Source organism: Clostridium estertheticum subsp. estertheticum (genome assembly GCF_001877035.1).
Lineage (GTDB): Bacteria > Bacillota > Clostridia > Clostridiales > Clostridiaceae > Clostridium_AD > Clostridium_AD estertheticum.
Genome location: NZ_CP015756.1, coordinates 4,181,886 through 4,207,748, shown reverse-complemented (window position 1 = coordinate 4,207,748; position 25,863 = coordinate 4,181,886). Strand labels below are relative to the sequence as shown.

The 25,863-nt window shown below is 32.2% G+C and carries 21 protein-coding genes, 18 tRNA genes and 2 pseudogenes; 35 read left to right on the top strand and 6 right to left on the bottom strand.

The features are described 5' to 3' along the window. Nucleotides 1-24: 24 nt before the first annotated feature. The 5 genes from arsD to A7L45_RS19640 all read left to right on the top strand — a co-directional run bounded on the left by arsD (nucleotide 25) and on the right by A7L45_RS19640 (nucleotide 5,801). Nucleotides 25-411, top strand: a complete 387-nt coding sequence (gene arsD, locus A7L45_RS19660) for an arsenite efflux transporter metallochaperone ArsD (RefSeq protein ID WP_071614348.1) — start codon at nucleotides 25-27, stop codon at nucleotides 409-411. A gap of 78 nt (nucleotides 412-489) precedes the next feature. Then, on the top strand, nucleotides 490-2,235 hold the full coding sequence (gene arsA, locus A7L45_RS19655; protein WP_071614347.1) for an arsenical pump-driving ATPase: 1,746 nt from the start codon (nucleotides 490-492) through the stop codon (nucleotides 2,233-2,235). A gap of 27 nt (nucleotides 2,236-2,262) precedes the next feature. Beyond that, on the top strand, nucleotides 2,263-3,312 hold the full coding sequence (arsB, locus tag A7L45_RS19650) for an ACR3 family arsenite efflux transporter (protein WP_071614346.1): 1,050 nt from the start codon (nucleotides 2,263-2,265) through the stop codon (nucleotides 3,310-3,312). A gap of 124 nt (nucleotides 3,313-3,436) precedes the next feature. Further along, nucleotides 3,437-3,865 carry an arsenate reductase ArsC gene (locus A7L45_RS19645; RefSeq protein WP_071614345.1) on the top strand — a complete coding sequence of 143 codons (429 nt, stop codon included), beginning with the start codon at nucleotides 3,437-3,439 and terminating at the stop codon, nucleotides 3,863-3,865. Nucleotides 3,866-4,202: 337 nt separating this feature from the next. Continuing rightward, nucleotides 4,203-5,801 (top strand): peptide ABC transporter substrate-binding protein, encoded by a 1,599-nt coding sequence (locus A7L45_RS19640; protein ID WP_071614344.1) that lies wholly within the window; start codon nucleotides 4,203-4,205, stop codon nucleotides 5,799-5,801. 273 nt (nucleotides 5,802-6,074) lie between these two features. On the opposite strand, the gene A7L45_RS19635 is transcribed toward A7L45_RS19640, so the two are convergent. Further along, nucleotides 6,075-7,448: a hypothetical protein gene (locus A7L45_RS19635; protein WP_071614343.1), complete on the bottom strand. Its 1,374-nt coding sequence runs from the start codon at nucleotides 7,446-7,448 to the stop codon at nucleotides 6,075-6,077. A 185-nt stretch (nucleotides 7,449-7,633) separates the two neighbouring features. Between A7L45_RS19635 and A7L45_RS19630 the strand changes: the two genes are divergently transcribed. From A7L45_RS19630 to A7L45_RS19535, 20 genes are all read left to right on the top strand, one after another. Next, nucleotides 7,634-8,230 (top strand): XTP/dITP diphosphatase, encoded by a 597-nt coding sequence (locus tag A7L45_RS19630; protein WP_071614342.1) that lies wholly within the window; start codon nucleotides 7,634-7,636, stop codon nucleotides 8,228-8,230. 71 nt (nucleotides 8,231-8,301) lie between these two features. Further along, nucleotides 8,302-8,772: a metallophosphoesterase gene (locus A7L45_RS19625; RefSeq protein WP_071614341.1), complete on the top strand. Its 471-nt coding sequence runs from the start codon at nucleotides 8,302-8,304 to the stop codon at nucleotides 8,770-8,772. A 234-nt stretch (nucleotides 8,773-9,006) separates the two neighbouring features. Further along, nucleotides 9,007-9,082, top strand: a tRNA-Pro gene (locus tag A7L45_RS19620). A gap of 13 nt (nucleotides 9,083-9,095) precedes the next feature. Further along, nucleotides 9,096-9,169: transfer RNA gene (locus A7L45_RS19615), tRNA-Gly, on the top strand. Nucleotides 9,170-9,183: 14 nt separating this feature from the next. Continuing rightward, nucleotides 9,184-9,260: transfer RNA gene (locus tag A7L45_RS19610), tRNA-Arg, on the top strand. A gap of 4 nt (nucleotides 9,261-9,264) precedes the next feature. After that, a tRNA-His gene (locus tag A7L45_RS19605) sits at nucleotides 9,265-9,340 on the top strand. A gap of 8 nt (nucleotides 9,341-9,348) precedes the next feature. Further along, nucleotides 9,349-9,423 (top strand) — tRNA-Gln (locus tag A7L45_RS19600). A 4-nt stretch (nucleotides 9,424-9,427) separates the two neighbouring features. Further along, nucleotides 9,428-9,503: transfer RNA gene (locus A7L45_RS19595), tRNA-Lys, on the top strand. Between the two features lie 15 nt (nucleotides 9,504-9,518). Continuing rightward, nucleotides 9,519-9,603, top strand: a tRNA-Leu gene (locus A7L45_RS19590). Between the two features lie 37 nt (nucleotides 9,604-9,640). Then, nucleotides 9,641-9,715, top strand: a tRNA-Gly gene (locus A7L45_RS19585). A 96-nt stretch (nucleotides 9,716-9,811) separates the two neighbouring features. Then, nucleotides 9,812-9,887, top strand: a tRNA-Lys gene (locus A7L45_RS19580). Between the two features lie 12 nt (nucleotides 9,888-9,899). Next, a tRNA-Pro gene (locus A7L45_RS19575) sits at nucleotides 9,900-9,975 on the top strand. Between the two features lie 13 nt (nucleotides 9,976-9,988). Then, nucleotides 9,989-10,062: transfer RNA gene (locus A7L45_RS19570), tRNA-Gly, on the top strand. A gap of 14 nt (nucleotides 10,063-10,076) precedes the next feature. Beyond that, nucleotides 10,077-10,153, top strand: a tRNA-Arg gene (locus A7L45_RS19565). A gap of 4 nt (nucleotides 10,154-10,157) precedes the next feature. Further along, nucleotides 10,158-10,233: transfer RNA gene (locus tag A7L45_RS19560), tRNA-His, on the top strand. Between the two features lie 32 nt (nucleotides 10,234-10,265). Further along, a tRNA-Lys gene (locus A7L45_RS19555) sits at nucleotides 10,266-10,341 on the top strand. Nucleotides 10,342-10,356: 15 nt separating this feature from the next. Beyond that, nucleotides 10,357-10,441: transfer RNA gene (locus A7L45_RS19550), tRNA-Leu, on the top strand. A 41-nt stretch (nucleotides 10,442-10,482) separates the two neighbouring features. Next, nucleotides 10,483-10,557 (top strand) — tRNA-Gly (locus A7L45_RS19545). 6 nt (nucleotides 10,558-10,563) lie between these two features. Further along, nucleotides 10,564-10,637: transfer RNA gene (locus A7L45_RS19540), tRNA-Gly, on the top strand. A gap of 52 nt (nucleotides 10,638-10,689) precedes the next feature. Next, nucleotides 10,690-10,763, top strand: a tRNA-Arg gene (locus A7L45_RS19535). 124 nt (nucleotides 10,764-10,887) lie between these two features. Here the strand turns inward: A7L45_RS19535 and A7L45_RS24335 are convergent. Continuing rightward, nucleotides 10,888-11,115 (bottom strand): annotated as a pseudogene (locus A7L45_RS24335) (tyrosine-type recombinase/integrase); the annotation flags it as partial. Nucleotides 11,116-11,538: 423 nt separating this feature from the next. Between A7L45_RS24335 and A7L45_RS19525 the strand changes: the two are divergent. Together A7L45_RS19525 and A7L45_RS22990 are read left to right on the top strand one after the other, a co-directional pair. Continuing rightward, nucleotides 11,539-12,846 (top strand): esterase/lipase family protein, encoded by a 1,308-nt coding sequence (locus A7L45_RS19525; RefSeq protein ID WP_071614340.1) that lies wholly within the window; start codon nucleotides 11,539-11,541, stop codon nucleotides 12,844-12,846. Nucleotides 12,847-13,192: 346 nt separating this feature from the next. Continuing rightward, nucleotides 13,193-13,282, top strand: a pseudogene (locus A7L45_RS22990) (dihydroxyacetone kinase); the annotation flags it as partial. 199 nt (nucleotides 13,283-13,481) lie between these two features. Here A7L45_RS22990 and A7L45_RS23390 read toward each other — a convergent pair. Next, complete coding sequence (locus tag A7L45_RS23390) at nucleotides 13,482-13,658, bottom strand: hypothetical protein (protein WP_169829621.1); 177 nt, start codon at nucleotides 13,656-13,658, stop codon at nucleotides 13,482-13,484. 481 nt (nucleotides 13,659-14,139) lie between these two features. Here A7L45_RS23390 and pyrB point away from each other — a divergent pair, with 481 nt between their 5' ends. From pyrB to pyrE, 7 genes are all read left to right on the top strand, one after another. Beyond that, nucleotides 14,140-15,066: an aspartate carbamoyltransferase gene (gene pyrB, locus A7L45_RS19515; RefSeq protein ID WP_071614338.1), complete on the top strand. Its 927-nt coding sequence runs from the start codon at nucleotides 14,140-14,142 to the stop codon at nucleotides 15,064-15,066. After that, entirely contained in the window at nucleotides 15,066-15,500 is a 435-nt protein-coding gene (locus tag A7L45_RS19510; protein WP_071614337.1) for an aspartate carbamoyltransferase regulatory subunit, read from the top strand. The genes pyrB and A7L45_RS19510 overlap by 1 nt, the downstream gene beginning before the upstream one ends. Before the next feature lie 65 nt (nucleotides 15,501-15,565). Next, nucleotides 15,566-16,783, top strand: a complete 1,218-nt coding sequence (locus tag A7L45_RS19505; RefSeq protein ID WP_071614336.1) for a dihydroorotase — start codon at nucleotides 15,566-15,568, stop codon at nucleotides 16,781-16,783. A gap of 22 nt (nucleotides 16,784-16,805) precedes the next feature. Beyond that, a complete protein-coding gene (pyrF, locus tag A7L45_RS19500) occupies nucleotides 16,806-17,672 on the top strand; it encodes an orotidine-5'-phosphate decarboxylase (RefSeq protein ID WP_071614335.1) in 867 nt (288 codons plus the stop codon). A gap of 34 nt (nucleotides 17,673-17,706) precedes the next feature. After that, entirely contained in the window at nucleotides 17,707-18,441 is a 735-nt protein-coding gene (locus tag A7L45_RS19495) for a dihydroorotate dehydrogenase electron transfer subunit (RefSeq protein ID WP_071614334.1), read from the top strand. After that, nucleotides 18,434-19,330: a dihydroorotate dehydrogenase gene (locus A7L45_RS19490; protein WP_071614333.1), complete on the top strand. Its 897-nt coding sequence runs from the start codon at nucleotides 18,434-18,436 to the stop codon at nucleotides 19,328-19,330. Before A7L45_RS19495 ends, A7L45_RS19490 begins: the two co-directional genes overlap by 8 nt. A 41-nt stretch (nucleotides 19,331-19,371) precedes the next feature. Continuing rightward, nucleotides 19,372-19,938 carry an orotate phosphoribosyltransferase gene (gene pyrE, locus A7L45_RS19485; RefSeq protein WP_071614332.1) on the top strand — a complete coding sequence of 189 codons (567 nt, stop codon included), beginning with the start codon at nucleotides 19,372-19,374 and terminating at the stop codon, nucleotides 19,936-19,938. Between the two features lie 350 nt (nucleotides 19,939-20,288). Here pyrE and A7L45_RS19480 read toward each other — a convergent pair whose 3' ends face one another. Continuing rightward, nucleotides 20,289-20,480 (bottom strand): hypothetical protein, encoded by a 192-nt coding sequence (locus A7L45_RS19480; RefSeq protein WP_071614331.1) that lies wholly within the window; start codon nucleotides 20,478-20,480, stop codon nucleotides 20,289-20,291. Nucleotides 20,481-20,813: 333 nt separating this feature from the next. On the opposite strand from A7L45_RS19480, the gene A7L45_RS19475 reads away from it, so the two are divergent. Beyond that, a complete protein-coding gene (locus A7L45_RS19475) occupies nucleotides 20,814-21,719 on the top strand; it encodes a pentapeptide repeat-containing protein (RefSeq protein ID WP_071614330.1) in 906 nt (301 codons plus the stop codon). A gap of 591 nt (nucleotides 21,720-22,310) precedes the next feature. On the opposite strand, the gene pflA is transcribed toward A7L45_RS19475, so the two are convergent. Both pflA and pflB read right to left on the bottom strand, forming a co-directional pair. Beyond that, nucleotides 22,311-23,036 (bottom strand): pyruvate formate-lyase-activating protein, encoded by a 726-nt coding sequence (gene pflA / locus A7L45_RS19470; RefSeq protein WP_071614329.1) that lies wholly within the window; start codon nucleotides 23,034-23,036, stop codon nucleotides 22,311-22,313. Nucleotides 23,037-23,198: 162 nt separating this feature from the next. After that, nucleotides 23,199-25,427, bottom strand: a complete 2,229-nt coding sequence (gene pflB, locus A7L45_RS19465; RefSeq protein ID WP_071614328.1) for a formate C-acetyltransferase — start codon at nucleotides 25,425-25,427, stop codon at nucleotides 23,199-23,201. Between the last annotated feature and the right edge of the window lie 436 nt (nucleotides 25,428-25,863).

The window sequence follows — 25,863 nt, the reverse complement described above, 5'->3', positions numbered from 1 at the left end:
TAAATATTAAGAGGAGTGTTTTATATGAAAAAAATGATAATATTTGAACCAGCTATGTGTTGCTCAACAGGAGTTTGTGGACCAGGAGTTGATAGACAACTATTAAGGGTTTCTTCGATAATAAATAATTTGAAAAACAATGGTATTTTAGTTGAAAGATATAACTTGTCTAGTAACCCACAGATGTTCGTTGATAATAAAACAATAAATAAAATGTTAAATGAATCCGGAGTAGATATACTTCCAGTTACAATGGTGGACGATGTTGTTGTAAAAACAAAGATATATCCAACGGACGAGGAGTTTTCAAGTTTATTAGATGTGCCAGTAAGTTCACTAAAATCAGTTATAAAAAAACCATCTATAAAAAAGACATCAAAAGGCTGTGGTTGTGATGGTGGATGTTGCTAATACTTACATTTAAAGAAAACGCATTACAAAATAAAATACAGAAATAGAATAAAAATAAAACGGGAGGTGTTTAATAACATGGAAATTTTTAATCCAGAAAATATTAATCTTACAAAATATTTATTTTATACAGGTAAAGGTGGTGTAGGAAAAACCTCAACAGCTTGTGCTACTGCGGTTAACCTTGCTGATAGAGGGAAAAAAGTGCTGCTTATAAGTACCGACCCTGCATCAAATTTGCAGGATGTTTTTAATACAGAACTTACAAATAAGGGTGTTCCAATTAAGGAAGTACCAAATCTTATTGTTGCTAACCTTGATCCAATTAAAGCTGCTGCTGAGCACAGGGAAAGTGTAATTGCACCTTATCGTGGCAAATTACCCGAGGCTGTTCTTAAAAATATGGAAGAACAGCTTTCTGGTTCATGTACTGTTGAAATTGCAGCGTTCAATGAATTTTCAAAATTTATAACAGATGAAAAACTCCAAAAGGATTATGACCATATTATATTTGATACTGCACCAACGGGTCATACACTTAGAATGCTTCAATTACCATCAGCTTGGAGTAGCTTTATTAGTGAAAGTACACATGGTGCCTCATGTTTAGGGCAACTTTCAGGACTTGAGAGTAAAAAAGAAGTATATAAAAAGGCAGTAGAAACCTTAGCAAATGGAGAATTAACAACTCTTGTGCTTATTTCAAGGCCGGAGATTACACCACTTAAAGAAGCAGAAAGAGCATCGAAAGAATTATCTGAAATTGGCGTTAATAATCAAACCATGATAATAAATGGTGTAATGAGCTCTTTCGATGATAATGTATCAGAAAGTCTATATCAAAAACAACAAAAATCACTCCTCGGAATGCCAGATGGTCTAAAAAAAATTAAGACCTATATGGTACAACTAAGAGCTTACAATATAACAGGCATGGATAATGTGAGGGCACTTCTTACCAAGGATAATTATACTGCATGTAGTGAGAAAATAAATGCAAAAACTATTCCAACGCTAAAAGATGTTATTGAAGATTTATGCAAAGGCAATAAAAAAGTAATATTTACTATGGGTAAAGGTGGTGTAGGTAAAACTACAATTGCAGCAGCTATTGCACTCGGATTATCAGCAAAAGGGAAAAAAGTACACCTTACTACAACTGATCCTGCAGCTCATCTTAAATATGTTATTAAAGAAAACAGTAACATTACTATGAGTCACATTGATGAGCATGCTGAACTAAAAAAATATCAAGAGGAAGTACTTTCAAAAGCTAGAGAAACCATGGCTGAGGAAGACATCGCCTATGTTGAAGAGGATCTTAGATCTCCATGTACTCAGGAAATTGCAGTGTTTAGAGCTTTTGCCGAAATAGTTGATAAAGCAGAGGATCAAATTGTTGTCATTGATACGGCTCCAACGGGTCATACTTTATTGTTACTTGATTCAACTCAAAGTTATAACCAAGAAATTAAGCGTTCACAAGGTGATATCCCTGGATCTGTTAAAAAATTATTACCAAGACTTCGAAATGCAGATGAAACTGAAGTTATAATAGTGACACTTGCTGAAGCTACACCAGTATATGAAGCAAAACGTTTAGAAGAAGATTTAATACGTGCAAAGATTATGGCTAAATGGTGGGTTATTAATTCATCCTTATACAAGACAGGTACAACCAATAAGTTACTAGCTGCAAAAGCAAGTAATGAAATTGAATGGATTAACAAAGTTGATGCACATGCAGAGGGTAAATTTGCAGTTATTCCTTGGAGCCCTGATGAGATTAAGGGTGATAAGTTAAATCATCTCCTAAGGAGCTGAATTGTTAGAATAAAGGGGGGAATTAATATGGATACAAAACCAAGACTAGCATTACTTGATAGGTTCTTAACCTTATGGATATTCCTTGCAATGGCAGTGGGTATTTTATTAGGGTGGGCAGTGCCGGGAGCAGCAGGTGTTTTATCAAAACTATCAGTGGGTAATACATCAATACCTATTGCAATTGGACTAATAGTAATGTTATATCCACCACTTGCAAAGGTTAATTACAAACAACTCGGAAAGGTATTTAAAAGTCCAAAAATTTTAACTTTGTCATTAGTTCAAAACTGGATTATAGGACCAATATTAATGTTTATACTTGCAATAGTTTTCTTAAGGTCAGATCCTGGTTTGATGACAGGACTTATATTAATAGGTGTTGCAAGGTGTATTGCTATGGTAATAGTTTGGAACCATTTAGCAGGTGGAGATAGTGAATACGCTGCTGCATTAGTAGCTTTTAATTCAATATTTCAAATAATATTCTATTCAGTATTTGCATATGTTTTTGTAACAGTATTACCACCATTATTTGGACTTACTGGGTATAAAGTCAATATTTCAATGGGGGCAGTAGCCTCATCAGTTGCAATTTATTTAGGAATTCCATTTGCACTGGGATTTCTCACAAGAGCAGTTCTAGAACCTAAAATGGGAACTGAGTGGTATACAAAGAAGTTTATACCAAAGATTAGCCCACTCGCTTTAATTGCATTATTATTTACGATAATAGTTATGTTTATTTATAAAGGACAATATATTGTACAACTTCCTTTAGACGTTATTAAAGTAGCGGTTCCACTCCTAATTTACTTTGTTATTATGTTTTCAGTATCATTCTATATTAGTTATAAGTCTGGAGTGGATTATAAGAGAACAGTAACACTAGCATTTACTGCTGCAAGTAATAATTTTGAGCTTGCTATCGCAGTTGCAGTAGCCGTATTTGGAATACAATCCAAGGAAGCTTTTGCAGCAGTTATTGGACCACTTGTTGAGGTGCCGGTAATGATAGGTCTAGTTAATGTAGCATTACATTGGAAAAAGAAGTATTTTCCAAAAGAGAAAGCTTAATTTTAGTATATTAATCAAATGAATTTATATTCCCTTAGGCTAGTTAAATTATCTCCTGGGTCGCTGTAACAGCTGTGAGGGAAATTATAATTTACTATATATTTATATAAAGGAGAATGATGGTATGAAACCAAAGATAGCATTTATCTGTGTTCACAATTCTTGTAGATCTCAAATGGCAGAGGCTCTTGGAAAAAAGTTTGGGTCATCTGTGTTTGAATCGTATTCTGCAGGAACTGAGACTAAACCTCAAATTAACCAAGATGCAGTTAGAATAATAAAGAATTTATATAATTTAGATATGAATGAGACTCATACATCAAAATTAATTGATGATATACCAGAGGCCGATATTGTAATAAAAATGGGTTGTAATGTAGTTTGTCCAATTGTAGCACACAGACATGAGGAAGATTGGGGACTAGACGACCCTACTGGTAAATCTGACGACGAATTTATAAAAATAGCTAAGAAAATTGAAGAAAAAATTAAGGACTTAAAGAAAAGAATAGAAAGTAATGAAATTAATTTAGATACTGAAATTTCATTATAGTAACTTCTAAATAAAATTATAATTAACTTTTATTTATCTTCTGATAAATATTCAAAATAACATCGGCTTAATGTCGGTGTTATTTTTTGTTGTTTTAGAAGAATAAAGCAAATTCTAATTTGTAAGGTCGAATCTATTCCAACAAAAGCAATCCCGAATGATTTTAAGTGTATTAACAAGAAATTTATGGTGTATGATGACTATTTTGTAAATAAAAGAAATAAGTAAACTTGAATAATTCATATATTAAAAGTTAATACTTCTAAATAAGGTGCATAAAAATAGTCGAGGATATGGATTTGCTATTTGTTTAGATGCACCTAAGGTGGGGGTAAGTATGAAAAAAATGTTATGTGTAATTTTAATTTTTATGATAATGTTTACTAGTGGATGTGTTCAAAAAAAAGTGACAACTTCTATATCTAGGAAATATATAGTTTACAACTTAGGAGAATTACCATCAGATTTGTTAATGGTAGATAATGATAATATTCGGGAAAAAGACTTGTTATTAGTTTTATTTGAAGGACTAGTAAGAGAAGACAAAGATGGCAAAATAGTGCCTGGAATGGCAGAAAAATATGATATTTCAAAAGACAAAATAGGTTATACATTTAAATTAAGAAAGGATCTCCATTACAGTGATGGGACAGATATAAAAGCTACGGATTTTGTAAGATTTTTTCATGATATTTTGTTGGAAAAAGGAAACAATTTTTCAGAGCAACTATATTGTATATTTGGAGCTAAAGATTTTAGTATGGGGAAAGTAGCGTTTGATAGAGTGGGGATAGTAGCATCAAAGGATAATTTAAGTCTAGAGATAAGGTTAAATAGCCCAAAGGATAACTTTATTAATATCCTTAGTAATCCAATTTTTACGTTAAGAGATGATAGTACGAATATGAAAAATTGGAAAGACAATTATAAGCAAATTGAGTATAGTGGTCCATTTATTATAAAAAACATAAATAAAGATGGTGAAATAACATTACTAAAAAATCAAAAGTATTGGAGGGCAAATGAAATTGTTAGCAGTGAAATGTTGTTTACGTCAGTAATTGGAGATGAGAAAGCACTTGCTGACTTTGAAACTAATGGAGATAGTGCAAACTCAAAAATTGATGTCTTTGTAAGCCCACCAATAAGTGAAATAAGTACTCTCAGTGATGAAAAGAAAACTGAAGTTAAACCTACACAAAGCAGGTATTATCTAAATTTTAATTTAAAAAATAAAGGACTAGTAGACCAAAACTTTAGAAATGCAATAAATGAAATAATAAATAGAAAATTAATAATAGAAACTTTATCAGGAGACTTGGCGGTTCCGACAATGAATTATACCACCTATACTAGTATTAATGATAATAGTGATAAATTAATTTTTGATGAATCTCGAAATAAAAGTAAAGGTCAAGAATTTTTGAAAAATAGTACTTATGATAAAGAACAAAAATTAGTTATGGTGTATGAGAATAAAAATTTTGATACCAAAATAAGTGGTGAAATAGCTAAAAGTATCAAAAAATATTTAAATATAGATGTGGTTTGTACTGGTTATAAAAAAGATGATCTTAAAAAAGTTATAAATTCTGGGAATTACAACATAGTATTTACAGGAAATGATGAAGAATACGGAGACAGTTATAAGTTCTTTTCTAAGTGGACAGCTAATTCAAAAGATAATATATATGGATATAAGAATGCAAATTATGATAAAATTATAGACAAAGCATTGATGGAAAACAATAATAATAAAAAAATAACAATTTATAATCAGGCACAAAAGATACTCGCAAAAGATTTACCATGTGTACCTATATATATAGCAAATACAGTGATATGTAAAAAAGCAAATATTAAAGATATCTACACAACTAAAGGTGGAAATCTAAAATTCGATTATGCTTATAAGGACAATGTTGTAACAAAATAAAATGTAATAATGAGTTTTTAGAAGTCTTTTATACTTTCTCTTTATATATTATGCTAATAAAAGTATATATTGCGTAGAATGCATTTGAACAAACCTTAGTAATTCTTAATTTAAATTATTTGTAGTTGCGTAAAGAAAACACATGTCTGAGCGTAGTTTGTGTTTTTAGCAGCTATTAATAAATTAAATTTTAGAATTACATGGTGAAGAGAAAGCAATTCGAGCAATATATACTTTTGTTATAGCACAATATAAGAAGAATTACTTATAGTATCATTGATTATGAAAGAATATGGTTAGGAAAAATATAAACATATTTTTGCTACTATCAAAAGATGATTTACTTTGTTTAAAGTTTTCTTTACGTCTGTTGTATACTATATTTTTGATAAATATTGATGCTAATTCATTATTTTCAGGTGTTGGAGCCTCTGGTGATCTGAAATTATCGTCTTGAATCAGATCTTCAGACTTAAGAGAGAAATTTCTGTAATGTTCTGAATCATCAAGTGATGGAGAATCAGGCCAACTTAAAACTATGCCAGAGTCCAAAATTTGGTGTTTAAAAATATCTTGAAGCATGTTTGAGTTATCATCTATAGTATTAGAATCAGAATATAACATTAAGCTATAAATGTAGAGCATTATTTCATCGGAGGTAAAAGTTACTTCTTTTTCGGAGCTTTCTTTTAGTAATAGACCCTTTTCACTATCATATAATTTTGTGAGCTTTTCATATAAATCATCACTAGTAGCTTTAAATTTATGAATGTAAGTACTATTATACATAAGTGTACAATTTATAAAAAGCATACAGGAGTAATCTAATTTAGCATTAATAATTAAAGCGGGTTTAGTATTATATTGATCGATAAGTAAATCAAGAAAATCTATTAGTAAATTTTCGCATTTTTCAATGCCGGAGTACTTGTAAAAAATGTTTAGGGCTAAGCATATCTTGTTGAGTTCTTCAAATGAAACATTGTAAATTTCTTCTTTATACAAAGTGAACATATCAAGGATGTCTAAAGCAAATTTTTCATATTCTTGTTCATCATTGACAAAAGAATAGTATTTGTAGTAAGAAGCCATCATAAAAGCTTGATCAGAAAACTTGAATTTGGCGTTTTTATCTTCAAAAGTAAATTCTTCTTGCATAGGATCTGTTATATCTTTTTTATCTACAAAAAGACCATCTTTATTTCGAAAATAAGAAGCATAGAATTCTAGTTGTTCTTTGCATAGCTTAAGGTAAAGTGAGCTTAATGCATATTTTGTATCATCTATTTTCTTAAAGCTACGATAATATTCTACGAGTTCTAATAATGATAAAGTCATGAATGCATTGCTGTTAATAGTTATTTCTTTTTTAACCTTGCTTTCATTCCAATTTAATGTTCCTTCTTTCATTTTTAATTTAGCATCTGCTTTTTTGTAAACACATAAAAGTGGAGAATTTAAATTAATTGTGTTAATATCAATCTTAGAAAAAGATTTAGATCTTAAATCTCGCGTTGGAATATATATCCCACATTTGGAGTCAAAAACTATATCTTTTAATGATTCTTTCGATAAGTAGAAAAATTGATTTCTTATGTTATTTTTGTTCAATGTATTGACTCTTAAAAAAGGTCCTAGAAAATTCATTATATCACCACCATATATTAGTCCTTATATAGATAATATGATTACGTTTAGAAAAATGTGCTAGTTTTATCAAATTAGTAAGGGAAATTTGAATGAAGGCTTCAAAATTAAATTGGGATAATTTAGAACAAATAATAGATAATAATAAAAGAGAACTATAGGTAATATAGATAAAGGGGATAAGTATGAAGAAAATAATAATTGCCAGTAATAATGATCATAAAATTGGAGAGATAAAGGAAATTTTATCAGAGTTTGATTTTGAAATATTATCTCTAAAAGAAGTTAATATTAATATCGATGTAGAAGAAACAGGAAGTACATTTATTGATAATGCATACATAAAGGCTAGCGAAATTTACAAGATAGCTGATGGAAATATGGTTCTAGCGGATGATTCAGGTTTAGCTGTGGAATCTTTAAATGGAGCACCAGGAGTTTTTTCGGCCAGGTTTGCAGGTGTTCATGGAGATACCAAAGCAAATAATGAAAAATTATTATATCTTTTAGAGGGTGCAAGTGAGCATGAGCGGAAGGCTAAATTTATTTGCGCAATGGTACTTATAGTTAATGTAGATAAAATAATAAAAGTGCAGGGTGAAGTGGATGGAGTAATCACATCTGAATTTATAGGTGATGAAGGGTTTGGGTACGACCCATTATTTTATGTGGAAGAATACAAAAAAACATTTGCTCAGATGAATGCTGAGGTCAAAAATGCTATTAGTCATAGGGGAAGAGCATTAAATAAATTAAAAACTGAACTTAAAGATTTAGTATAGTAAATATAATTATTGACAACCTAAAAAATATATGTAAAAATTACGATTTATTAGTGAAGAGGTGATTCAAAATGCACATAGGTGTTATAAGTGATACGCATATGGTTATTAGCAGCATAGAGAGGCTAGAGAAGGAGATAAAGGGAGTAGACGTGTTAATTCACTTAGGCGATAATGTAGATGACATAGCTGCTATAAAAAAGTATTATAAGGGTGAAATAATAAATGTAAAAGGAAATTGTGATTTTTCTGCAAGTGTACCAAGTGATAGGTTTTTAGAAATTGCTGGAAAAAAGATATTTTTAACACATGGACATAGATATGGTGTAAAAGAAAATTTATCTGGACTTAGATATAAAGCTTTAGAAACAGGGGCCGACATAGTCTTATATGGACACACACATATTGCAAAAATAGATTTTGAAGAAGGAATATGGTATATAAATCCTGGTAGTGCATCGCTTCCAAGAGATGGGGATAAGAGTTACGCTATTATAAGTATTAGTAAGGGAACTATAGAACCAAAGGTGATAAGATTTTAATTTAACAATTTAGAAGGGCATTTACATGTGAACTTAGTATGAAATGTAACATTTATTTGCATAATAAGACTGCTTTCTTATTTAAATATATAAAAGATATAAAAAAGGTATTGACGTATTAATATATATGGTGTAAAATAATCCATGTCGTCGGAAAAATTCATTAAATAAAATGTATAAGACGAGAAAGTTAATTTAGAACATTAAATGATTTTATGGACATTTAATGAATATCGGGGTGTAGCGCAGCTGGGAGCGCGCGTGGTTTGGGACCATGAGGTCGCAGGTTCAATCCCTGTCACCCCGACCATTTAAATTAATAAGCGGGTATAACTCAATGGTAGAGTGTTAGCCTTCCAAGCTAATTACGAGGGTTCGATTCCCTCTACCCGCTCCATTTTTACTTAATATGCGTCTTTAGCTCAGTTGGATAGAGCAACGCCCTTCTAAGGCGTGGGCCGGGGGTTCGAATCCCTTAAGACGCACCATATGGTGGACGTAGTTCAGTTGGTAGAGCGCCAGTTTGTGGTACTGGTTGTCGTGGGTTCGAGTCCCATCGTCCACCCCATTTACAATTGGGATATCGCCAAGCGGTAAGGCACCACACTTTGACTGTGGCATTCGTAGGTTCAAATCCTGCTATCCCAGCCATTATGGTTTACTAGCTCAGTTGGTAGAGCACATGACTTTTAATCATGGTGTCCGGAGTTCGATTCTCCGGTAAGCCACCAAAATAGTAATAATATGCAGGTGTGGCGGAATTGGCAGACGCACTAGACTTAGGATCTAGCGCCTTCGGGTGTATGGGTTCAACTCCCTTCACCTGCACCATTACTATTTCAATTAAATTAATATTTAAATCATACAAGCGGGGGTGGCTCAGTGGTAGAGCGTCACCTTGCCAAGGTGAACGTCGCGAGTTCGAATCTCGTCTCCCGCTCCAAGTATGTTATTATATATTAAAGTTCCAGATATATTTGATAGAGTAATGTTCTTTTAAGGCATAAAGGATTAAACTTTTTAAGGTTCACCAAAATATGTGTCATTAGCTCAGTTGGTAGAGCACCTGACTCTTAATCAGGGTGTCCGGGGTTCAAGACCCCGATGGCGCACCATTTAAATTTTTACGGGGTGTAGCGCAGCTGGGAGCGCGCGTGGTTTGGGACCATGAGGTCGCAGGTTCAATCCCTGTCACCCCGACCATTTAAATTAACAAGCGGGTATAACTCAATGGTAGAGTGTTAGCCTTCCAAGCTAATTACGAGGGTTCGATTCCCTCTACCCGCTCCATTTTTACTTAATATGCGTCTTTAGCTCAGTTGGATAGAGCAACGCCCTTCTAAGGCGTGGGCCGGGGGTTCGAATCCCTTAAGACGCACCATATGGTGGACGTAGTTCAGTTGGTAGAGCGCCAGTTTGTGGTACTGGTTGTCGTGGGTTCGAGTCCCATCGTCCACCCCATTTTCAAATTTATGTTTGCTATAAATTAATATGGTTTACTAGCTCAGTTGGTAGAGCACATGACTTTTAATCATGGTGTCCGGAGTTCGATTCTCCGGTAAGCCACCAAAATAGTAATAATATGCAGGTGTGGCGGAATTGGCAGACGCACTAGACTTAGGATCTAGCGCCTTCGGGTGTATGGGTTCAACTCCCTTCACCTGCACCATTACTATTTATAAGGCAAGTCATTATTTAGAAATTATACATGCGGAAGTAGCTCAGTGGTAGAGTGCCACCTTGCCAAGGTGGACGTCGCGAGTTCGAATCTCGTCTTCCGCTCCAAAATATGCGGGTATAACTCAGTGGTAGAGTGTTAGCCTTCCAAGCTAATTATGAGGGTTCGATTCCCTCTACCCGCTCCAAAAAAAGTCTTTAGTATTTATACTAAGGACTTTTTAAAAATTAATTTATTATGCGCCCATAGCTCAGATGGATAGAGTTGCAGACTTCGAATCTGAAGGTCGTGGGTTCGACTCCCTCTGGGCGCATTATCAAAGCCTTACAAACACTATGTTTGTAAGGCTTTAACTTTAGTCTTTCTTGTTTTTGAATAGATCTATGGACTTTTAATATATTTATTAACTTGTTAGGAATTGGAACTGTTCTTAATGATCCTTTTGTTTTTGGTATTTGATCAATAGTTTTACGTTTTCTAGTTCCATCCGCGGATAGTATACTTACTTGTTTTAAACTTCTTTTTACATGTAGTTCGCTGTTAATCATATCTATATCTGACCATTTAAGATCCAATAATTCACCTTGTCTTAAACCGGTGCCTAAGTCTAATAGAAATAATGCTTTTAACCTGTGAGAATCTAATACTACCTTAAATGATTTAATTTCATCATCATTTAATGTTAATACTTCTATTTCCTCAGTTACAGAATCACCTGGTTACCATTACATGGATTTATAATTAAATAGCCTTCATCAACTGCATAATTAAGAAAATATTTAGTTAATTTATTAAGGTTCTTGATTACACTAATGTTATATTAAAATTATTGAGGTACAAATTGATTAAATACCTATATAAGGTTGATATTGATAATATGCAATAAAATAAATTCATTGGATTATAGTAGTCCCTAAATTTCAGTAAAACCATGTATAATAAAGGGAACGTATGATTTAAAGGAGATAGTATGAAAGTTATAGAAAACCAGTATTTTATTAGCTGCAGTGAATTTACATTAATTTACTTTTATTCTTTATTTATGCTATAATTAGTTAGAATTATGAATAAAAATAAGGAGTGGAAAAATGAAAAAATCACTAAAAAAAATCCTTTCATGTATATTATTATTTGTAGTAATGGCTTTTACGTTTTCTGGCAATACTTTTGCTACAACCAATTCTACATCAGCAATGGTACAAGCTAGTTCTTTATCAAAAATAAGTAACAACTATCCTATAGTAATGGTACACGGTCTATTTGGTTGGGGAAATGATGAACTCTTTGGAGTAAACTATTGGGGTGGAAAAGAAAGTTTAAAAGACCTTTTAACTAAGAAAGGTTATACTGTTTACACTCCAACTATAGGTTCTATATCTAGCAATTGGGATAGAGCTTGTGAATTGTATGCTTATTTAAAGGGCGGCACTGTAGATTATGGCTATGCTCATTCTATTAAAGCTGGTCACGAACGGTTTGGTAGAACTTATCCTGGTGTTTATCCTGAATGGGGTACTACTGATGCAGGTGATATTAAAAAGATTCATTTAATTGGTCATAGCATGGGTGGTCAAACTATTAGAGTTTTAGCTCAATTGTTAGAAAATGGAGATAAAGATGAAATAAATTGCAATAAAGATAGTACTAGCCCCTTATTTATAGGAAATAAACATTGGATTGACAGTATTCTTACTGTAGCAACACCTCATGATGGAAGCCAAGAAGATAGTAAACAAAGTAACCTTGGGCCTTTTACCCATGACCTTTTTTCTGCAATGGCTAGTAATGCCGGAATATTAAATTCAGATAATCCTTGCTTTGATTTCAAAATGGATCAATGGGGACTAAAGAAACAATCTGATGAATCCTATGAAAGTTATTATAAAAGAGTTTTTAATAGTAACATTTGGAAAGAAACTAAAGATTTAAGTATTTGGGACTTATCCCAAGAGGGTTCTAAGGAATTAAATAGTTGGGTTAAAGTTCAAAAGGACATTTACTATTTCTCTATAGCCTGTGTAGATACACATAAGGGGTTACTTACACAGTATCAAATACCTAATATTAATATGAACCCACTACTTTTAAAATCCTCCATTTTCATGGGACAATATACCAACTCGAACTATGGCGAAGTACAAGTTGATAAGAAGTGGTGGAGAAATGATGGTATAGTAAGTGTAATATCTGCTATTGGCCCTCATGAAGGCTCTCAGGATAAAATAGTTAGCTATGACTCTAATGCTACCACTGAAAGAGGGGTTTGGAACTACATGGGTGAGATTAATAATATAGATCATGTTGAAGTAGTGAAACAATCTGAACCTAGATACCATAAATACCTTCAAAATAAATTTATTGACTTGGCAAATATGTTAACTAAATTGGCTAAGTAATGCAATAGTAAAAACAAATTTTAAGTAATATATATATTTCAAATAATGAGCAATACCTGTTTTTCTGTAAATTGGATATAGAAATAAAATTGATTGCAATTTACATAAAATAAAAAAACAATACTGCATTTAGGGGGAACCCAATGCAGTATTGTTTTAATCAGTTTATTAAGTTTTTTAATCAAATAATAGGTTGGTCTATTTAGATTATGGTCAATTTATCAGATTCTAATCACTTAATACATTAAATAGTAAAAAAATATTATTAATGAGAATAAATAGCCTGAATATTTGGAGGAATGCTCACTCATTTATATAAAAGTAGTTAATGGAGGAGCAGGAGTGTTATCTTTACGAAAGAAGTATTGGTCATCAAGATGCAGGTGCAACTTCAAGTAATTTAATATTAAATACTATTTTTGGAGAATCATTAACAGATGAAATGCAGAAAAATGTGAAGGTTTTAGACGTTGCACTAGTTGAAGGAGCAATTACCATAGCTGTAGACAGCAATACTGGTAAAGGTTTACACAAGATTGAAGAAGCAGTTAAGAAATTATGTCTTCATAAAATGTCATAAATATTATAAGATAAGCAGTTATATAATGAAGACATTATCACTAAATAGATTAGATTCATGGATCCATTGAAGTGGCTCCGTCTTGTTTCTTTAGTCTTAATAAGATATCAACTTTCATTCTAGCAGCTAATAGCTGCATTATTGCAATGGCAACAAACTCAGGATCTGCATATTTAAAGTTTTGTTCAGCTTGTTGTAATTCTGCAATAGATTGAGTGATCCCAGTATCCATAGTCATATCCCCCTATTTATAGATTATTTATACTGTATAAATGTTTCAAAACATGCTCAATCGGTTAAAGTATATTTTTAATTATGCTTATTTATTTTGGCTCGTCTATATCTGAATTGTTCTTAATTAGATTGTATGTTTGAATGGTATGGTTTAGAACATTATGTTTAAATAGTTGGGGACTAGATGTAATAATATAAATTATATGCTAGACACAAAAGTTAATACAGCCTCATTGCAAATTATGTTGACAAAGACTAAATTATATAGTAATATAAGACAAAAGCATAGATAAAAAATTACCTTTAATTTGGTCCGAGAGATCGAGAAGGAAGTAGATATTTAAAGTGTTATTACTACGCCTTCTCATAACAGAGATGGCGTTTTTTGTTTATAAAAAAATCATAAAATGAACACAATATTAAGAGTGCTACTGTACCTTTAAATTTAGTCCGAGAGACTGAGAAGGAGAGGATATAATATGTTAAAAGGAAGAAATTTGATTGACCCAATGGATTTATCGTTACTAGAACTAGAGGAGATTTTTGATTATGCAGATGAAATAATTAAAAATCCTAAGGATTATGCTCACATATGTGATGGAAAGATTTTGGCAACATTATTTTATGAACCAAGCACACGTACAAGACTAAGTTTTGAAGCAGCAATGTTAAGACTTGGAGGCGAGGTGTTAGGCTTTTCGGAGGCACAATCTAGTTCAGCATCAAAGGGAGAAAGTGTAGCTGATACTATACGAACTGTAGAATGTTATGCTGATATCGCAGCAATGAGACATCCTAAAGAAGGAGCAGCTAAGGTTGCAGCTATGAATTCTCAAATGCCAGTAATAAATGCAGGTGATGGTGGTCATCAACATCCAACTCAAACATTAACAGATCTTTTAACCATAAGAAATATTAAAGGAACATTATCAAACTTAACAATAGGAGTTTGTGGTGATTTAAAGTTTGGTAGAACAGTTCATTCATTAATAAAAGCCATGTCAAGATACGAAAATGTTAAGTTTATACTGATAGCTCCAAATGAATTAAAAATTCCTAAATATATTAAAGAAGAAGTACTTGAGAAAAATAACATAGAATTTGAAGAGGTTGAAAAATTAGAAGAGGTAATCGGAGATCTTGATATATTGTATATGACTAGAGTTCAAAAAGAAAGATTCTTTAATGAGGAAGATTATATAAGGCTTAAAGATACTTATATATTAAACAAAGAAAAAATGGTAAAAGCTAAGAAAGATATGATAATACTTCACCCACTTCCTAGAGTTAATGAAATAGCTGTGGAATTAGATACTGATCCAAGGGCATGTTACTTTAGACAAGCAAAGTATGGTATGTATGTAAGAATGGCACTTATTGCTAAACTTTTGGGGGATGATAAATAATGGTAAGTATAAATAGTATAAAAAGAGGAATAGTAATAGATCATATTAAAGCTGGTGTAGGACTTAAGATATTCAACTACTTAGGTTTAGATAAAGCCGAATTTACTGTGGCACTCATTATGAATGCACCTAGTGGTAAACTTGGGAGAAAAGATATAATTAAAATAGAAAATGAGATTGACATAGATTATACTGTTTTAGGATTTATAGATCCTAACATAACAATAGATATAATAACTGGAGAAAAAATTGAAAGTAAAATTAAATTAAAATTACCTGACAATGTTGAAAATATAATAAAATGCATTAACCCAAGATGTATTACATCTACAGAGCAAGAAATTCAACATAGTTTTTATCTATCAAATAGAGAAAAAGGCGAATATAGATGTATGTACTGCGATGAGATTAATAACCCAAATAATATATCATAATAAACACGTAATTTGAATTAAAAGGTATGCTGAATTTTAATAAAGCGTGAAAGGGTGATAAACTAATGGAATTATTAATAAAAAATGCAAGAGTAGTTGATTCATCACAAGATTCTATTTTCGATGTGTATATAAATAAAGGGATAATATATGAAATAGGAAAAGATTTGCAAAAAGGCTGTGAGGTACTAGATGGAGAGGGATATGTTTTATCACCCTCTTTTATAGATCTTCACAGTCATTTTAGAGAACCTGGATATACGTATAAAGAAGACTTGTTATCAGGAAGTAGGGCAGCAGTTCGTGGTGGTTATACTGCAATAAATTTAATGGCAAATACAAAACCAGTATGTAGCTCAATGGACGTAATAGATAAGGTGCTTGAAAAAGCGAGGGAAATCGATCTTGTTGATATTCATCAATGTGCATCAATTACAGAGGATTTACTTGGAAAATCTATAGATCATTTATATCAGCTAACACCGAAAGTGAGATTTATTTCCGATGATGGTAAGGGCGTTTCTAATAGTCGTATAATGCTTGAGGCGATGGTTTTCGCTAAAGAGAAGGATTTAACAATAATATCTCATGCTGAAAATGAAGAGTTAGTAGATATTGATACGAGACTTGCAGAAAATATGATGACTTGGAGAGATATTGCTCTTTCAAAATTCACAGGTTGCAAGCTTCACTTAGCTCATGTTAGTACGAAAGAAGCTATGAAGGATGTTATAGATGGTAAAAAGCAGGGGGCACGAGTTACCTGCGAGGTTACACCACATCATATAGCATTAATAGAGGAAACAAATTATAGGGTAAATCCACCTATGAGAAAAATGGAGGATGTAAACTTTATAATTAAGGCGATGCAAGATAACTTTGTGGATGTTATAGCAACGGATCACGCACCGCACAGTGTCCAAGATAAAATAAATGGAGCACCTGGTATATCAGGGCTAGAAACCTCCTTTCCGGTATGTTACACTAAACTGGTAGAAGAAGGTCATATTACTATAAATAAACTTTCTGAGTTGATGTCCAAAAACCCAGCTAAAATTATGAAGCTCAATAAGGGTGAAATTAAAATTGGATTCGATGGAGACTTGGTTCTCTTAGACATTAAATCTAAGTACAATTTAGATTGCTCACAATTTTTATCAAAAGGCCATAATTCTCCTTTTGATGGTAAAAGTGTAGTAGGCAAAGTTATGTGTACTATTAAAGCAGGAAGAATAATTTACAAAGCTAAAACAGACAAGAATGAAGAATGGATAAGCAAATAAGATAGCAAAGGTGGAATAATGATTGATTATAGATAGATTATTTGAAAGCGTAGAAAAAAAAGGTAATGTGTGTGTAGGTCTTGACACTGATTTGGAGTATTTACCAGTAGAGTTTAGAAATAAATTTATGCATGATGAACACGCATTATATAGATTTAATCAAATGATAATTGATGCTACATATGACATCGCCGCGTGTTATAAGGTACAAATAGCATATTATGAAGCACTTGGCTTAAATGGTCTAAAAGTATATAAGGACACTTTAACTTACATAAAAAGTAAAGGATGTTTAGCAATTGCAGATATTAAAAGAGGAGACATTGCTAAAACTGCTCAAATGTATGCTAAGGCCCATTTTGAAGGAGATTTTGAAAGTGATTTTATAACCGTTAATCCATATATGGGAATGGACAGCATTGAGCCATATCTCCCTTATGTAAAAAACAATGAAAAGGGATTATTTTCTCTAGTAAGAACATCAAATAAAGGTGCAGAAGATATAGAATATATAGAGAATAAAGAAAATAAAAAAGTTTATGATATAGTTGGAGAAAAATTATTAAAGATCGGCAGTGAATTTATGGGGGAATGTGGTTATAGCTCTGTAGGCGGGGTTGTTGGATGTACTCATATAGATGAAGGACTAAAGATGAGAAAAGATCTTGGAAAAATGTTTTTCTTAATACCTGGTTATGGAGCACAAGGTGGAGCCGCAAATGACGTAGCTATTTATTTGAAAAATGGAAATGGTGGAGTTGTGAATGCTTCTAGAAGTATATTGCTTGCATATAAGAAAGTTGAAAATGGTGGAAGTCATTTTGAGCAGTGTGCTAGGGCAGAAGCTATAAAAATGAGAGATGCAATACGAAAAGCAGCTAATAAATAATATATAATTTTTATTAAGCACTGGAGGGGTTTATTTGAAATACTCAGTCGAGAAGACATATGAGAATGTTTTAATAAGTGAGGGTGTGTATAAGCTTTCTATAAAAGGTAAATTTAACGTAAAACCAGGACAATTTTTTATGTTAAAGACGGGTCAACTTGAGCCACTATTACCAAGGCCTATAAGTGTATATGATGTAGATGATGAAAAAATAAGTTTTTTATATCAAATAGTAGGGCAAGGAACAAAACATTTTAGTAACCTTAAAGAAAATGATGGACTTCAGATAATGGGACCACTAGGAAATGGATTTGAGGTAGATAAGATTAAAGGAAAAATTGCTGTTGTATCTGGTGGAATTGGTATAGCACCACTTGTTTATTTGATCAAAAAGCTTACTGATTGTGAAATAGATTTGTATTCCGGGTTTAAAACTGTGGACTATTCTGTGGATTCTGTGGAAAAATATGTAAATAAAATAAACTTATCCACAGAAAGCGGTAAAATTGGTCATAAAGGTTACATAACAGATATACTAAATCCAAAAGATTATAGAACGGTTATTTGTTGTGGACCAGAAATCATGATGAGAAAAGTTATAACTATGTGTAATGATTCAGAAGTACCAGTATATGTGTCTATGGAAAATCATATGGCCTGTGGAATAGGTGCATGTCTTGTTTGCACTTGTAAAACCAAGGGTGGCAATAAGAGAACTTGCAAGGATGGCCCAGTATTTAACGGAGAGGATTTGATTTTTAATGACTAAAGTAGAATTATGTGGAGTATCTTTAAAAAATCCTGTTATAGCTGCATCTGGAACTTTTGGATTTGGTGAGGAATATAAAGATTATTACGATGTAGGAAGACTTGGTGGCATATCCGGCAAGGGTCTTACGCTACATAGTAAACAAGGTAATGATGGAACAAGAATTTATGAATCACGTGGTGGAATGTTAAATAGTGTAGGGCTTCAAAACCCAGGCATCGAAAAGTTTATAATTAAAGAACTTCCATTGATGCTAAAATATAATACAGCTATAATTGCAAATGTTGGTGGTAGTAGCGTTGAGGAATATATGGCTGCAATAGAAAGATTAAATAATGAGGCCGTAGACATAATTGAGTTAAATATATCTTGTCCTAATGTATTATGTGGAGGTATGGCTTTTGGAATTAAATCAAAGGTAGCATATGATGTGGTACGCCAGGTAAAAAGTGTATGCAAAAAACCTCTTATGGTTAAGTTATCACCAAATGCTGAGGATATAGTAGATATGGCATATAAATGCTGCGAAGCTGGAGCAGATGCATTATCTTTAGTGAATACTTTTAAAGGTATGGCAGTAGATATACATAGTCGAAAAGCAATATTTAATAATATATATGCAGGGGTATCGGGACCATCAATAAAACCTATGGCGCTTAGAATGGTACATGAAGTATGCAAAGCCGTAAACGTGCCAGTTGTAGGAATGGGTGGTATATCCACATTCGAAGATGCTATAGAATTTATAATGGTTGGGGCACAGGCAGTTGGAGTTGGAACTGCGAACTTCATAAAACCTGATATCTGTTTAGATATAATAGAGGGAATTGAAAAGTACATGATAAAAGAAGGTATTAAAGATTTAAGTGAAATTAGAGGAATTATTTAGAAAAACTTAGAAGCCATGTACTTAAAATAGGAGGAGATTATATGAATATAAATGTTTTAGATATATTAAAAGAATCAGGAGCACTACTCGAGGGACATTTTCTGTTATCATCAGGAAGACACAGTAATAGATATTGCCAATGTGCAAAACTTCTTCAATATCCAGACAAATCTGCAAAAGTACTTAGCATAGTAACTCAAAAGATTAAAGACATACCTTTTGATATAGTAGTAGGACCTGCGATGGGTGGAATAATAGTAGCTTATGAAGTAGGTAGACAAACTGGAAAACCTGCTATATTTACTGAAAGAGTAGATGGAAAGATGGAATTACGCCGTGGATTTGAAATTACTAAAGGTCAGAAAGTTTTAATTACAGAAGATGTAGTGACTACTGGTAAATCTTCTTTAGAAACTATAGAAGTCTTAAAAGGACTTGGAGCAGAAGTAGTTGGTATATGTTGTATAGTAGATAGAGGAAGTAGCACTATTGATTATCCTATATACAGCGCTATAAAACTTGATATTGAAAGTTACGATCCAACAGAATGCCCACTTTGTAAAAGTGGATCACCATACATAAAACCTGGAAGTAGAAACATAAAATAAGGGATCCATTTTCTTAGCTAATGCTATAACGAGAAGTATATATTGCTTAAATGCTTTCGCTTTGCTAAGTAATTCTAAAATTTGATTTATTAATATCTGCTAAAACATGCAAACTCGCTTTGCTCAAACATGCATTTTTCTTTATGCAGCTAGAAATAAATTAAATTAAGAATTACTAAGCTTGCTCAAATGCATTTTGCGCAATATATACTTTTGTTAGCAATAGCTAAGAAAAAGATGATTAGTCCTGGGAAGGGCAGAAAGCATCTTTCGAATAATAAGTGATTAGTTCACTGAAAGGCGGAGAGTATCTTTCAGAAAATATGTGAAGGTAAGCTTCAAGTGGAGGCTTACCTTATTAAAATTGTTAATAGAATTAAAAGGAAGAAGGCTTTAATTGTAACATTAGAAAAAGTAGGTGTTGCCGTAACAATTCCAAATTGTTTAGTAAATCTTGGAAATAAGGACATTATCAACAAAAAAACATTTAAAAAATTCAAATCTGTAATATACGTTACTAATATAGGCCTTTTTTCATTCATGTATATCACTCCTTTTAATTTATATGTCACAATTTAATGATTGGATTATGTAGGGATTTATTAGCGTTGGCTTAACAAAAATCAAAATTAGAGAAAAAATTATTCTGCTAAACGATACACAATTTGGTAATGTTTTTATCTAATCACCTCCACAGTATAATAGTGCATAATTTTTATAAGTATCAATACTGGATTGACAGAGATTGCGATGCAGAGTATTTTTAATTATAACATATTTGACTTAAATTGGGTAAAAGGGTGAATTTTATAGTTATTATGATATACTTAATAAGTAAAAATTATTTATGTTTTGAAAATATGAGGTGAATGAATATGATATATCCACATGGAAATAAGTATGATAAAGAATTATCTGAAAATAATAGAGAGTTTGTATCTTCTATTGAAACGTGTATCGATAATCTGAGAGTTGACTGTAAAAATTGTTTTGGATTGTGCTGCGTTGCATTGTACTTTTCGGCGTCTGAGGGTTTTCCAATCGACAAAGATGCTGGTAGGCCTTGCATAAACCTACAATCGGACTTTAATTGCTCTGTTCACAAAGATTTAAGGGATAAGGGTCTTAAAGGTTGCACTGCGTATGATTGTTTTGGCGCAGGTCAAAAGGTAGCTCAAGTTACATATAGTGGACGCGATTGGAGGCTGGTCCCAGAATCTGCAAAACAAATGTTTGAGGTGTTTCTAATAATGAGGCAACTTCATGAAATGTTATGGTATCTGACAGAGGCAAGCACATTACAAGTGGCTCATTCTGAAAAAGAGAAGCTTAATTCTATAATAAATGAGACTATACGTCTTACTCATCTAAGTCCAGATTCTCTTATAGAATTAGATGTAGAATCACACAGGGACAATGTTAATGTTCTACTCCTTAAAACTAGCGAACTTGTTCGTGCTAAAGTATGTAGGGGACAAAAGAACCCTTCAAAGCATCAGAAAACAAAGGCTCGAGGGGCAGATCTTATTGCTGCAGACCTTAGAAAAACTAATCTAAGAGGTGCTAACTTAAGAGGAGCATGCCTTATTGCAGCAAATCTTAGAGAGGTTGATCTGAGTGGAGCTGACCTTATAGGGGCTGATTTAAGAGATACCGATATCAGGGGAGCTAATCTTACAGACAGTATTTTTCTAACTCAATCCCAAATCAATACAGCTAAGGGAGATTCAGATACAAAGTTACCAAGATTACTAACTCACCCAACATATTGGCTAAAATAATAAAGGTTAACTATGAAAAGGGCATGGTACAAAGTATTTTTAATAATACTATTTATTACTTAAATTTGGATAAACAAGTAGAAATGTTAATTTGAATAAAAATGTACACCGTAATTAAGGGTATAGTTAAAACCTAAAAAGGGCCTGTCCTAATATATATTCTTCTTTTGTAAGACGTTCATCTTAGAAACATTTTAATGTAAATGTAATAAAGTATGGAATTTAACCGTTAGTGACCTGAAATAAGAAGAGCAGAAACAATTGAAAATTCATTTAGAAATTCTTCTTTTTAGGGGATTCATCTTAAAAATATATCAGTGTAAATATGATATAATATGAAGTTTCTCCGAAAGTGGCTTGCAACAAGAGGCGATGAAACAATTGAAATTTGATTTAAAGATTCTTCTTTCGCAAATATAAAATTCTCGTGAGCCTGACAGGAAGTCAGGCTAAGCGAAACCGAGACAGGACGTCGAGTGTGAGCTGCTAGAGAATTTTATATGAGCGAAAGATTAGAATCTGTTAATTGAATTTCCAGTTTCGAGCTCTTTTGAAAGACACGTAGGAGAAGTTTCATATGGATGCACCCTATTATTTGATATTAAGCAAACTATCTATTAATGTTTGGAGTTTTTTAGTTTTATCTTTATCCATTGCTTCCACACCTTTAAGTTTATAAGGTATAGATAACTCTTCATATTTACTAACTCCTAAAACATGATATGAAAGAAGTTCTACTTTATCTAAATTAGGTACTTCTTCATTAATAATCTTAGCAAGTTTTGTTATATGTTCTTCTGAATCTGTAATACCGGGTACAACAACATGTCTTACCCAAACCCTTGATTTTGATTTTCGAAGTGATTCTAAAAATATATTAACATCTGTAGTATCTTTTCCGGTTAAAGTGACATACCCTTTACCAGTTGTTTGCTTTATATCGAGTAGCACTAAATCAGTATATTTTAAAATTTCATCGTAATTACCATCACCAAAACCAGCTGTATCTAGGGCGGTGTGAATTCCGTTTTGTTTACATAATTTTAAACATTCAAGTAGAAATTCGCTTTGAAGCAGTGGATCGCCACCAGAGAAAGTAACTCCGCCACCAGATCTGTTAAAGTATGGTTTGAAACGAATTATTTTTTTAACAATTTCATCAGGAGTCATTTCTGTACCACCACTCAACTGCCAAGTGTCAGGATTATGGCAATAGGCACATCTTAATTTACAACCTTGAAAGAAAACTACAACTCTTATTCCTGGACCATCAACTAGTCCCATAGTTTCGATAGAATGAATTTTACCTTTTACCATATATACTCCTCCTTAGCTTCGAATGAATAATTTTATATTCATTTCATATTAAAACAAAGACCGAAAGCCTTTTTGCTTTAATATAAAATGAAATTATTTTTTATATAAATTGAGAAGTACTTATAATAAGTACCTCTCAATTATACAATGTTTTAAAATTAACTAGATTTTTTTATGGAAAGTTCTGCTTATAACTTCTAGTTGTTGTTCTTTAGATAATCTGTTGAAATGAACAGCATATCCTGAAACTCTTATTGTTAATGTTGGATATTTGTCTGGATTCTCCATAGCATCTATTAAAACTTCTCTATTCAACACATTTACATTCAAATGATGTGCAGCTTGTGCGAAATAACCATCTAAAAGGAAAACTAGATTATTTATTCTTGTAGATTCGTCTATCCCAAGTGCAGCTGGTACTATTGAAAATGTATTTGAAACTCCATCTTGGCAATAGGTTCTATAAGGAATCTTAGCAACTGAATTTAATGATGCAAGTGCTCCGTTTTCATCGTTGCCTTGTGTTGGGTTTGCTCCGGGAGCGAGTGGTACACCTTGTTTTCTTCCATCAGGAGTTGTACCTGTCTTTTTACCATAAACTACATTTGATGTAATAGTAAGTGCTGACAAGGTATGTTCTGCTCCCTTATATGCAGGATGTTTTTTTAGAGCGTTGCTGAATTCCTTGATAAGTTCAACAGCTAAATCATCAACTCTATCATCATCATTACCGTATTTAGGGAAATCTCCTTCAGTTTTAAAATCAATTGTTATGCCATCAGCATTTCTTATTGGAGATACCTTAGCAAACTTTATAGCGCTTAATGAATCGGCTGCAATTGAAAGTCCTGCTACTCCAAATGCCATGAAGTATTTAAGATCGGTATCATGAAGAGCAAGTTGTCCAGCTTCATAAGCATATTTATCATGCATATAATGTATTGTGTTCATTGTATCTACATACATGTTAGCAACATATTCTAAAACCTTTGAATACATTTTTCTAACTTTTTCGTAATCAAGAACTACATCAGTAGTCTTTTCGATTCCAGGTACTACAAGTTTGCCTTTTAATTCATCAACTCCACCATTAAGTGATAGTAATAATGATTTTGCAAGGTTAGCTCTTGCTCCAAAGAACTGCATTCTCTTTCCTATTTCCATAGCAGAAACGCAGCAAGCAATGCCGTAATCATCTCCATAAATAGGTCTCATTACATCATCATTTTCATATTGTAGTGCATCAGTTTCAATAGACATTTTAGCACAATATTTTTTGAAAGTTTCTGGTAATTTTTCTGACCAAAGTACTGTCATATTAGGTTCTGGTGCTGATCCTAGATTTGTTAATGTATGAAGGAATCTAAAAGAATTTTTTGTTACCATGGGAGTGCCGTTAAGTGCAACACCGCCAATAGATTCGGTTACCCAATTAGGATCTCCACCAAATAAATCATTATACTCAGGAGTTCTTAGATGTCTTGCCATTCTAAGTTTAATTACAAATTGATCGATAATTTCTTGAGCCTCATCTTCTGTTATTAATCCAGCTTTTAGATCTCTTTCAAAATAAATATCTAAGAAAGTAGTAGTTCTTCCTAGTGACATTGCAGCACCATTATTTTCTTTTATTCCTGCAAGATATCCAAGGTAAACTGCTTGAACAGCGTCTTGAGCTGTAGTAGATGGTGCCGATAGATCAACGCCGTATTTTAGGGCCATGCTTTTTATTTGACCAAGTGCTCTTATTTGCATACTTACTTCTTCTCTATGTCTTATTAAATCATCTGATGCATGACCTGTAAGTTCTTTTAAGTCCTTTTTCTTCAGCGAAACTAGAAAATCCAATCCGTAAAGAGCAATTCTTCTATAATCTCCAATTACCCTTCCACGGCCATATGCATCTGGAAGTCCAGTTAATAACCCTACATTCCTTGCAACTTTAGTAGCATCAGTGTAGGCATCAAAAACCCCTTCATTATGAGTTTTTCTGTATTTTGGAAAAAATTCTTTTATATCCTTGTTTAATTTGTAGCCGTATTCCTCAAGTGATTGTTCTACCATTCTAAAGCCACCAAATGGATTTACTATTCTTTTTAATGGAGCATCTGTTTGTAATCCAACAATTACTTCATTTTCTTTATCAATATATCCAGGTTTAAAGTTATCTATACCTGAAATTTCATTAGTTTCAACATCTATAATACCTTTTTTGATTTCTTCTAATATAAGGGAATTAGCTTTGTCCCAAACTTTATTGGTTTTATCAGTTTTTCCTACTAAAAAACTATCATCACCTTCATATAAGGTATAGTTTTTTTGAATAAAGTCTTTCACATCTATTTTATTTTTCCATGAATCTCCTTTGAAACCATTCCATTGTTTAGTCATTGTTTTTCCTCCCTATAATATACTGTTTTTAAAATGCTACTATAAATGATCATTTTATTATGTAATTAAATGATCATGCAATTAATAATTAATATTGTTTAACAATAAGTGTTGATGAATATATTATACAATACTTTGTTATGTTTGTTAATACTTAGTCATAAGATAAATAATAAATTTAACATTTAATATTTATTTGTGTAAATGAATCTTGTTGATATACATATTGTAATATTAAAAGTGAAACAGTTCAAGTGGTTTTTTAAATATTTTAATATTAAAAATATTCAAACAATCTTAAAAGCATTGATATATAAAGGATTTATGGCTATAAATAATTAATAAAAAAATAGTAACAGGAATATTTTAAAGTGAAACAACTGCAAATTGAGATTTTATCCCAGAAAAAATATTGAATTATTTAAAAAATAATAAA

Coding starts and splice junctions, on each gene's coding strand:
- A7L45_RS19640 (WP_071614344.1), top strand. CDS start 4,203: ATGAAAAAAATGTTATGTGTAATTTTAATTTTTATGATAATGTTTACT.
- pflA (WP_071614329.1), bottom strand. CDS start 23,036: ATGGTAAAAGGTAAAATTCATTCTATCGAAACTATGGGACTAGTTGAT.
- A7L45_RS19635 (WP_071614343.1), bottom strand. CDS start 7,448: ATGAATTTTCTAGGACCTTTTTTAAGAGTCAATACATTGAACAAAAAT.
- A7L45_RS19505 (WP_071614336.1), top strand. CDS start 15,566: ATGGAATTATTAATAAAAAATGCAAGAGTAGTTGATTCATCACAAGAT.
- arsB (WP_071614346.1), top strand. CDS start 2,263: ATGGATACAAAACCAAGACTAGCATTACTTGATAGGTTCTTAACCTTA.
- pflB (WP_071614328.1), bottom strand. CDS start 25,427: ATGACTAAACAATGGAATGGTTTCAAAGGAGATTCATGGAAAAATAAA.
- A7L45_RS19625 (WP_071614341.1), top strand. CDS start 8,302: ATGCACATAGGTGTTATAAGTGATACGCATATGGTTATTAGCAGCATA.
- A7L45_RS19645 (WP_071614345.1), top strand. CDS start 3,437: ATGAAACCAAAGATAGCATTTATCTGTGTTCACAATTCTTGTAGATCT.
- A7L45_RS19630 (WP_071614342.1), top strand. CDS start 7,634: ATGAAGAAAATAATAATTGCCAGTAATAATGATCATAAAATTGGAGAG.
- arsA (WP_071614347.1), top strand. CDS start 490: ATGGAAATTTTTAATCCAGAAAATATTAATCTTACAAAATATTTATTT.
- A7L45_RS19480 (WP_071614331.1), bottom strand. CDS start 20,480: ATGAATGAAAAAAGGCCTATATTAGTAACGTATATTACAGATTTGAAT.
- A7L45_RS23390 (WP_169829621.1), bottom strand. CDS start 13,658: ATGGATACTGGGATCACTCAATCTATTGCAGAATTACAACAAGCTGAA.
- arsD (WP_071614348.1), top strand. CDS start 25: ATGAAAAAAATGATAATATTTGAACCAGCTATGTGTTGCTCAACAGGA.
- A7L45_RS19475 (WP_071614330.1), top strand. CDS start 20,814: ATGATATATCCACATGGAAATAAGTATGATAAAGAATTATCTGAAAAT.
- A7L45_RS19510 (WP_071614337.1), top strand. CDS start 15,066: ATGGTAAGTATAAATAGTATAAAAAGAGGAATAGTAATAGATCATATT.
- pyrE (WP_071614332.1), top strand. CDS start 19,372: ATGAATATAAATGTTTTAGATATATTAAAAGAATCAGGAGCACTACTC.
- A7L45_RS19490 (WP_071614333.1), top strand. CDS start 18,434: ATGACTAAAGTAGAATTATGTGGAGTATCTTTAAAAAATCCTGTTATA.
- pyrB (WP_071614338.1), top strand. CDS start 14,140: ATGTTAAAAGGAAGAAATTTGATTGACCCAATGGATTTATCGTTACTA.
- A7L45_RS19525 (WP_071614340.1), top strand. CDS start 11,539: ATGAAAAAATCACTAAAAAAAATCCTTTCATGTATATTATTATTTGTA.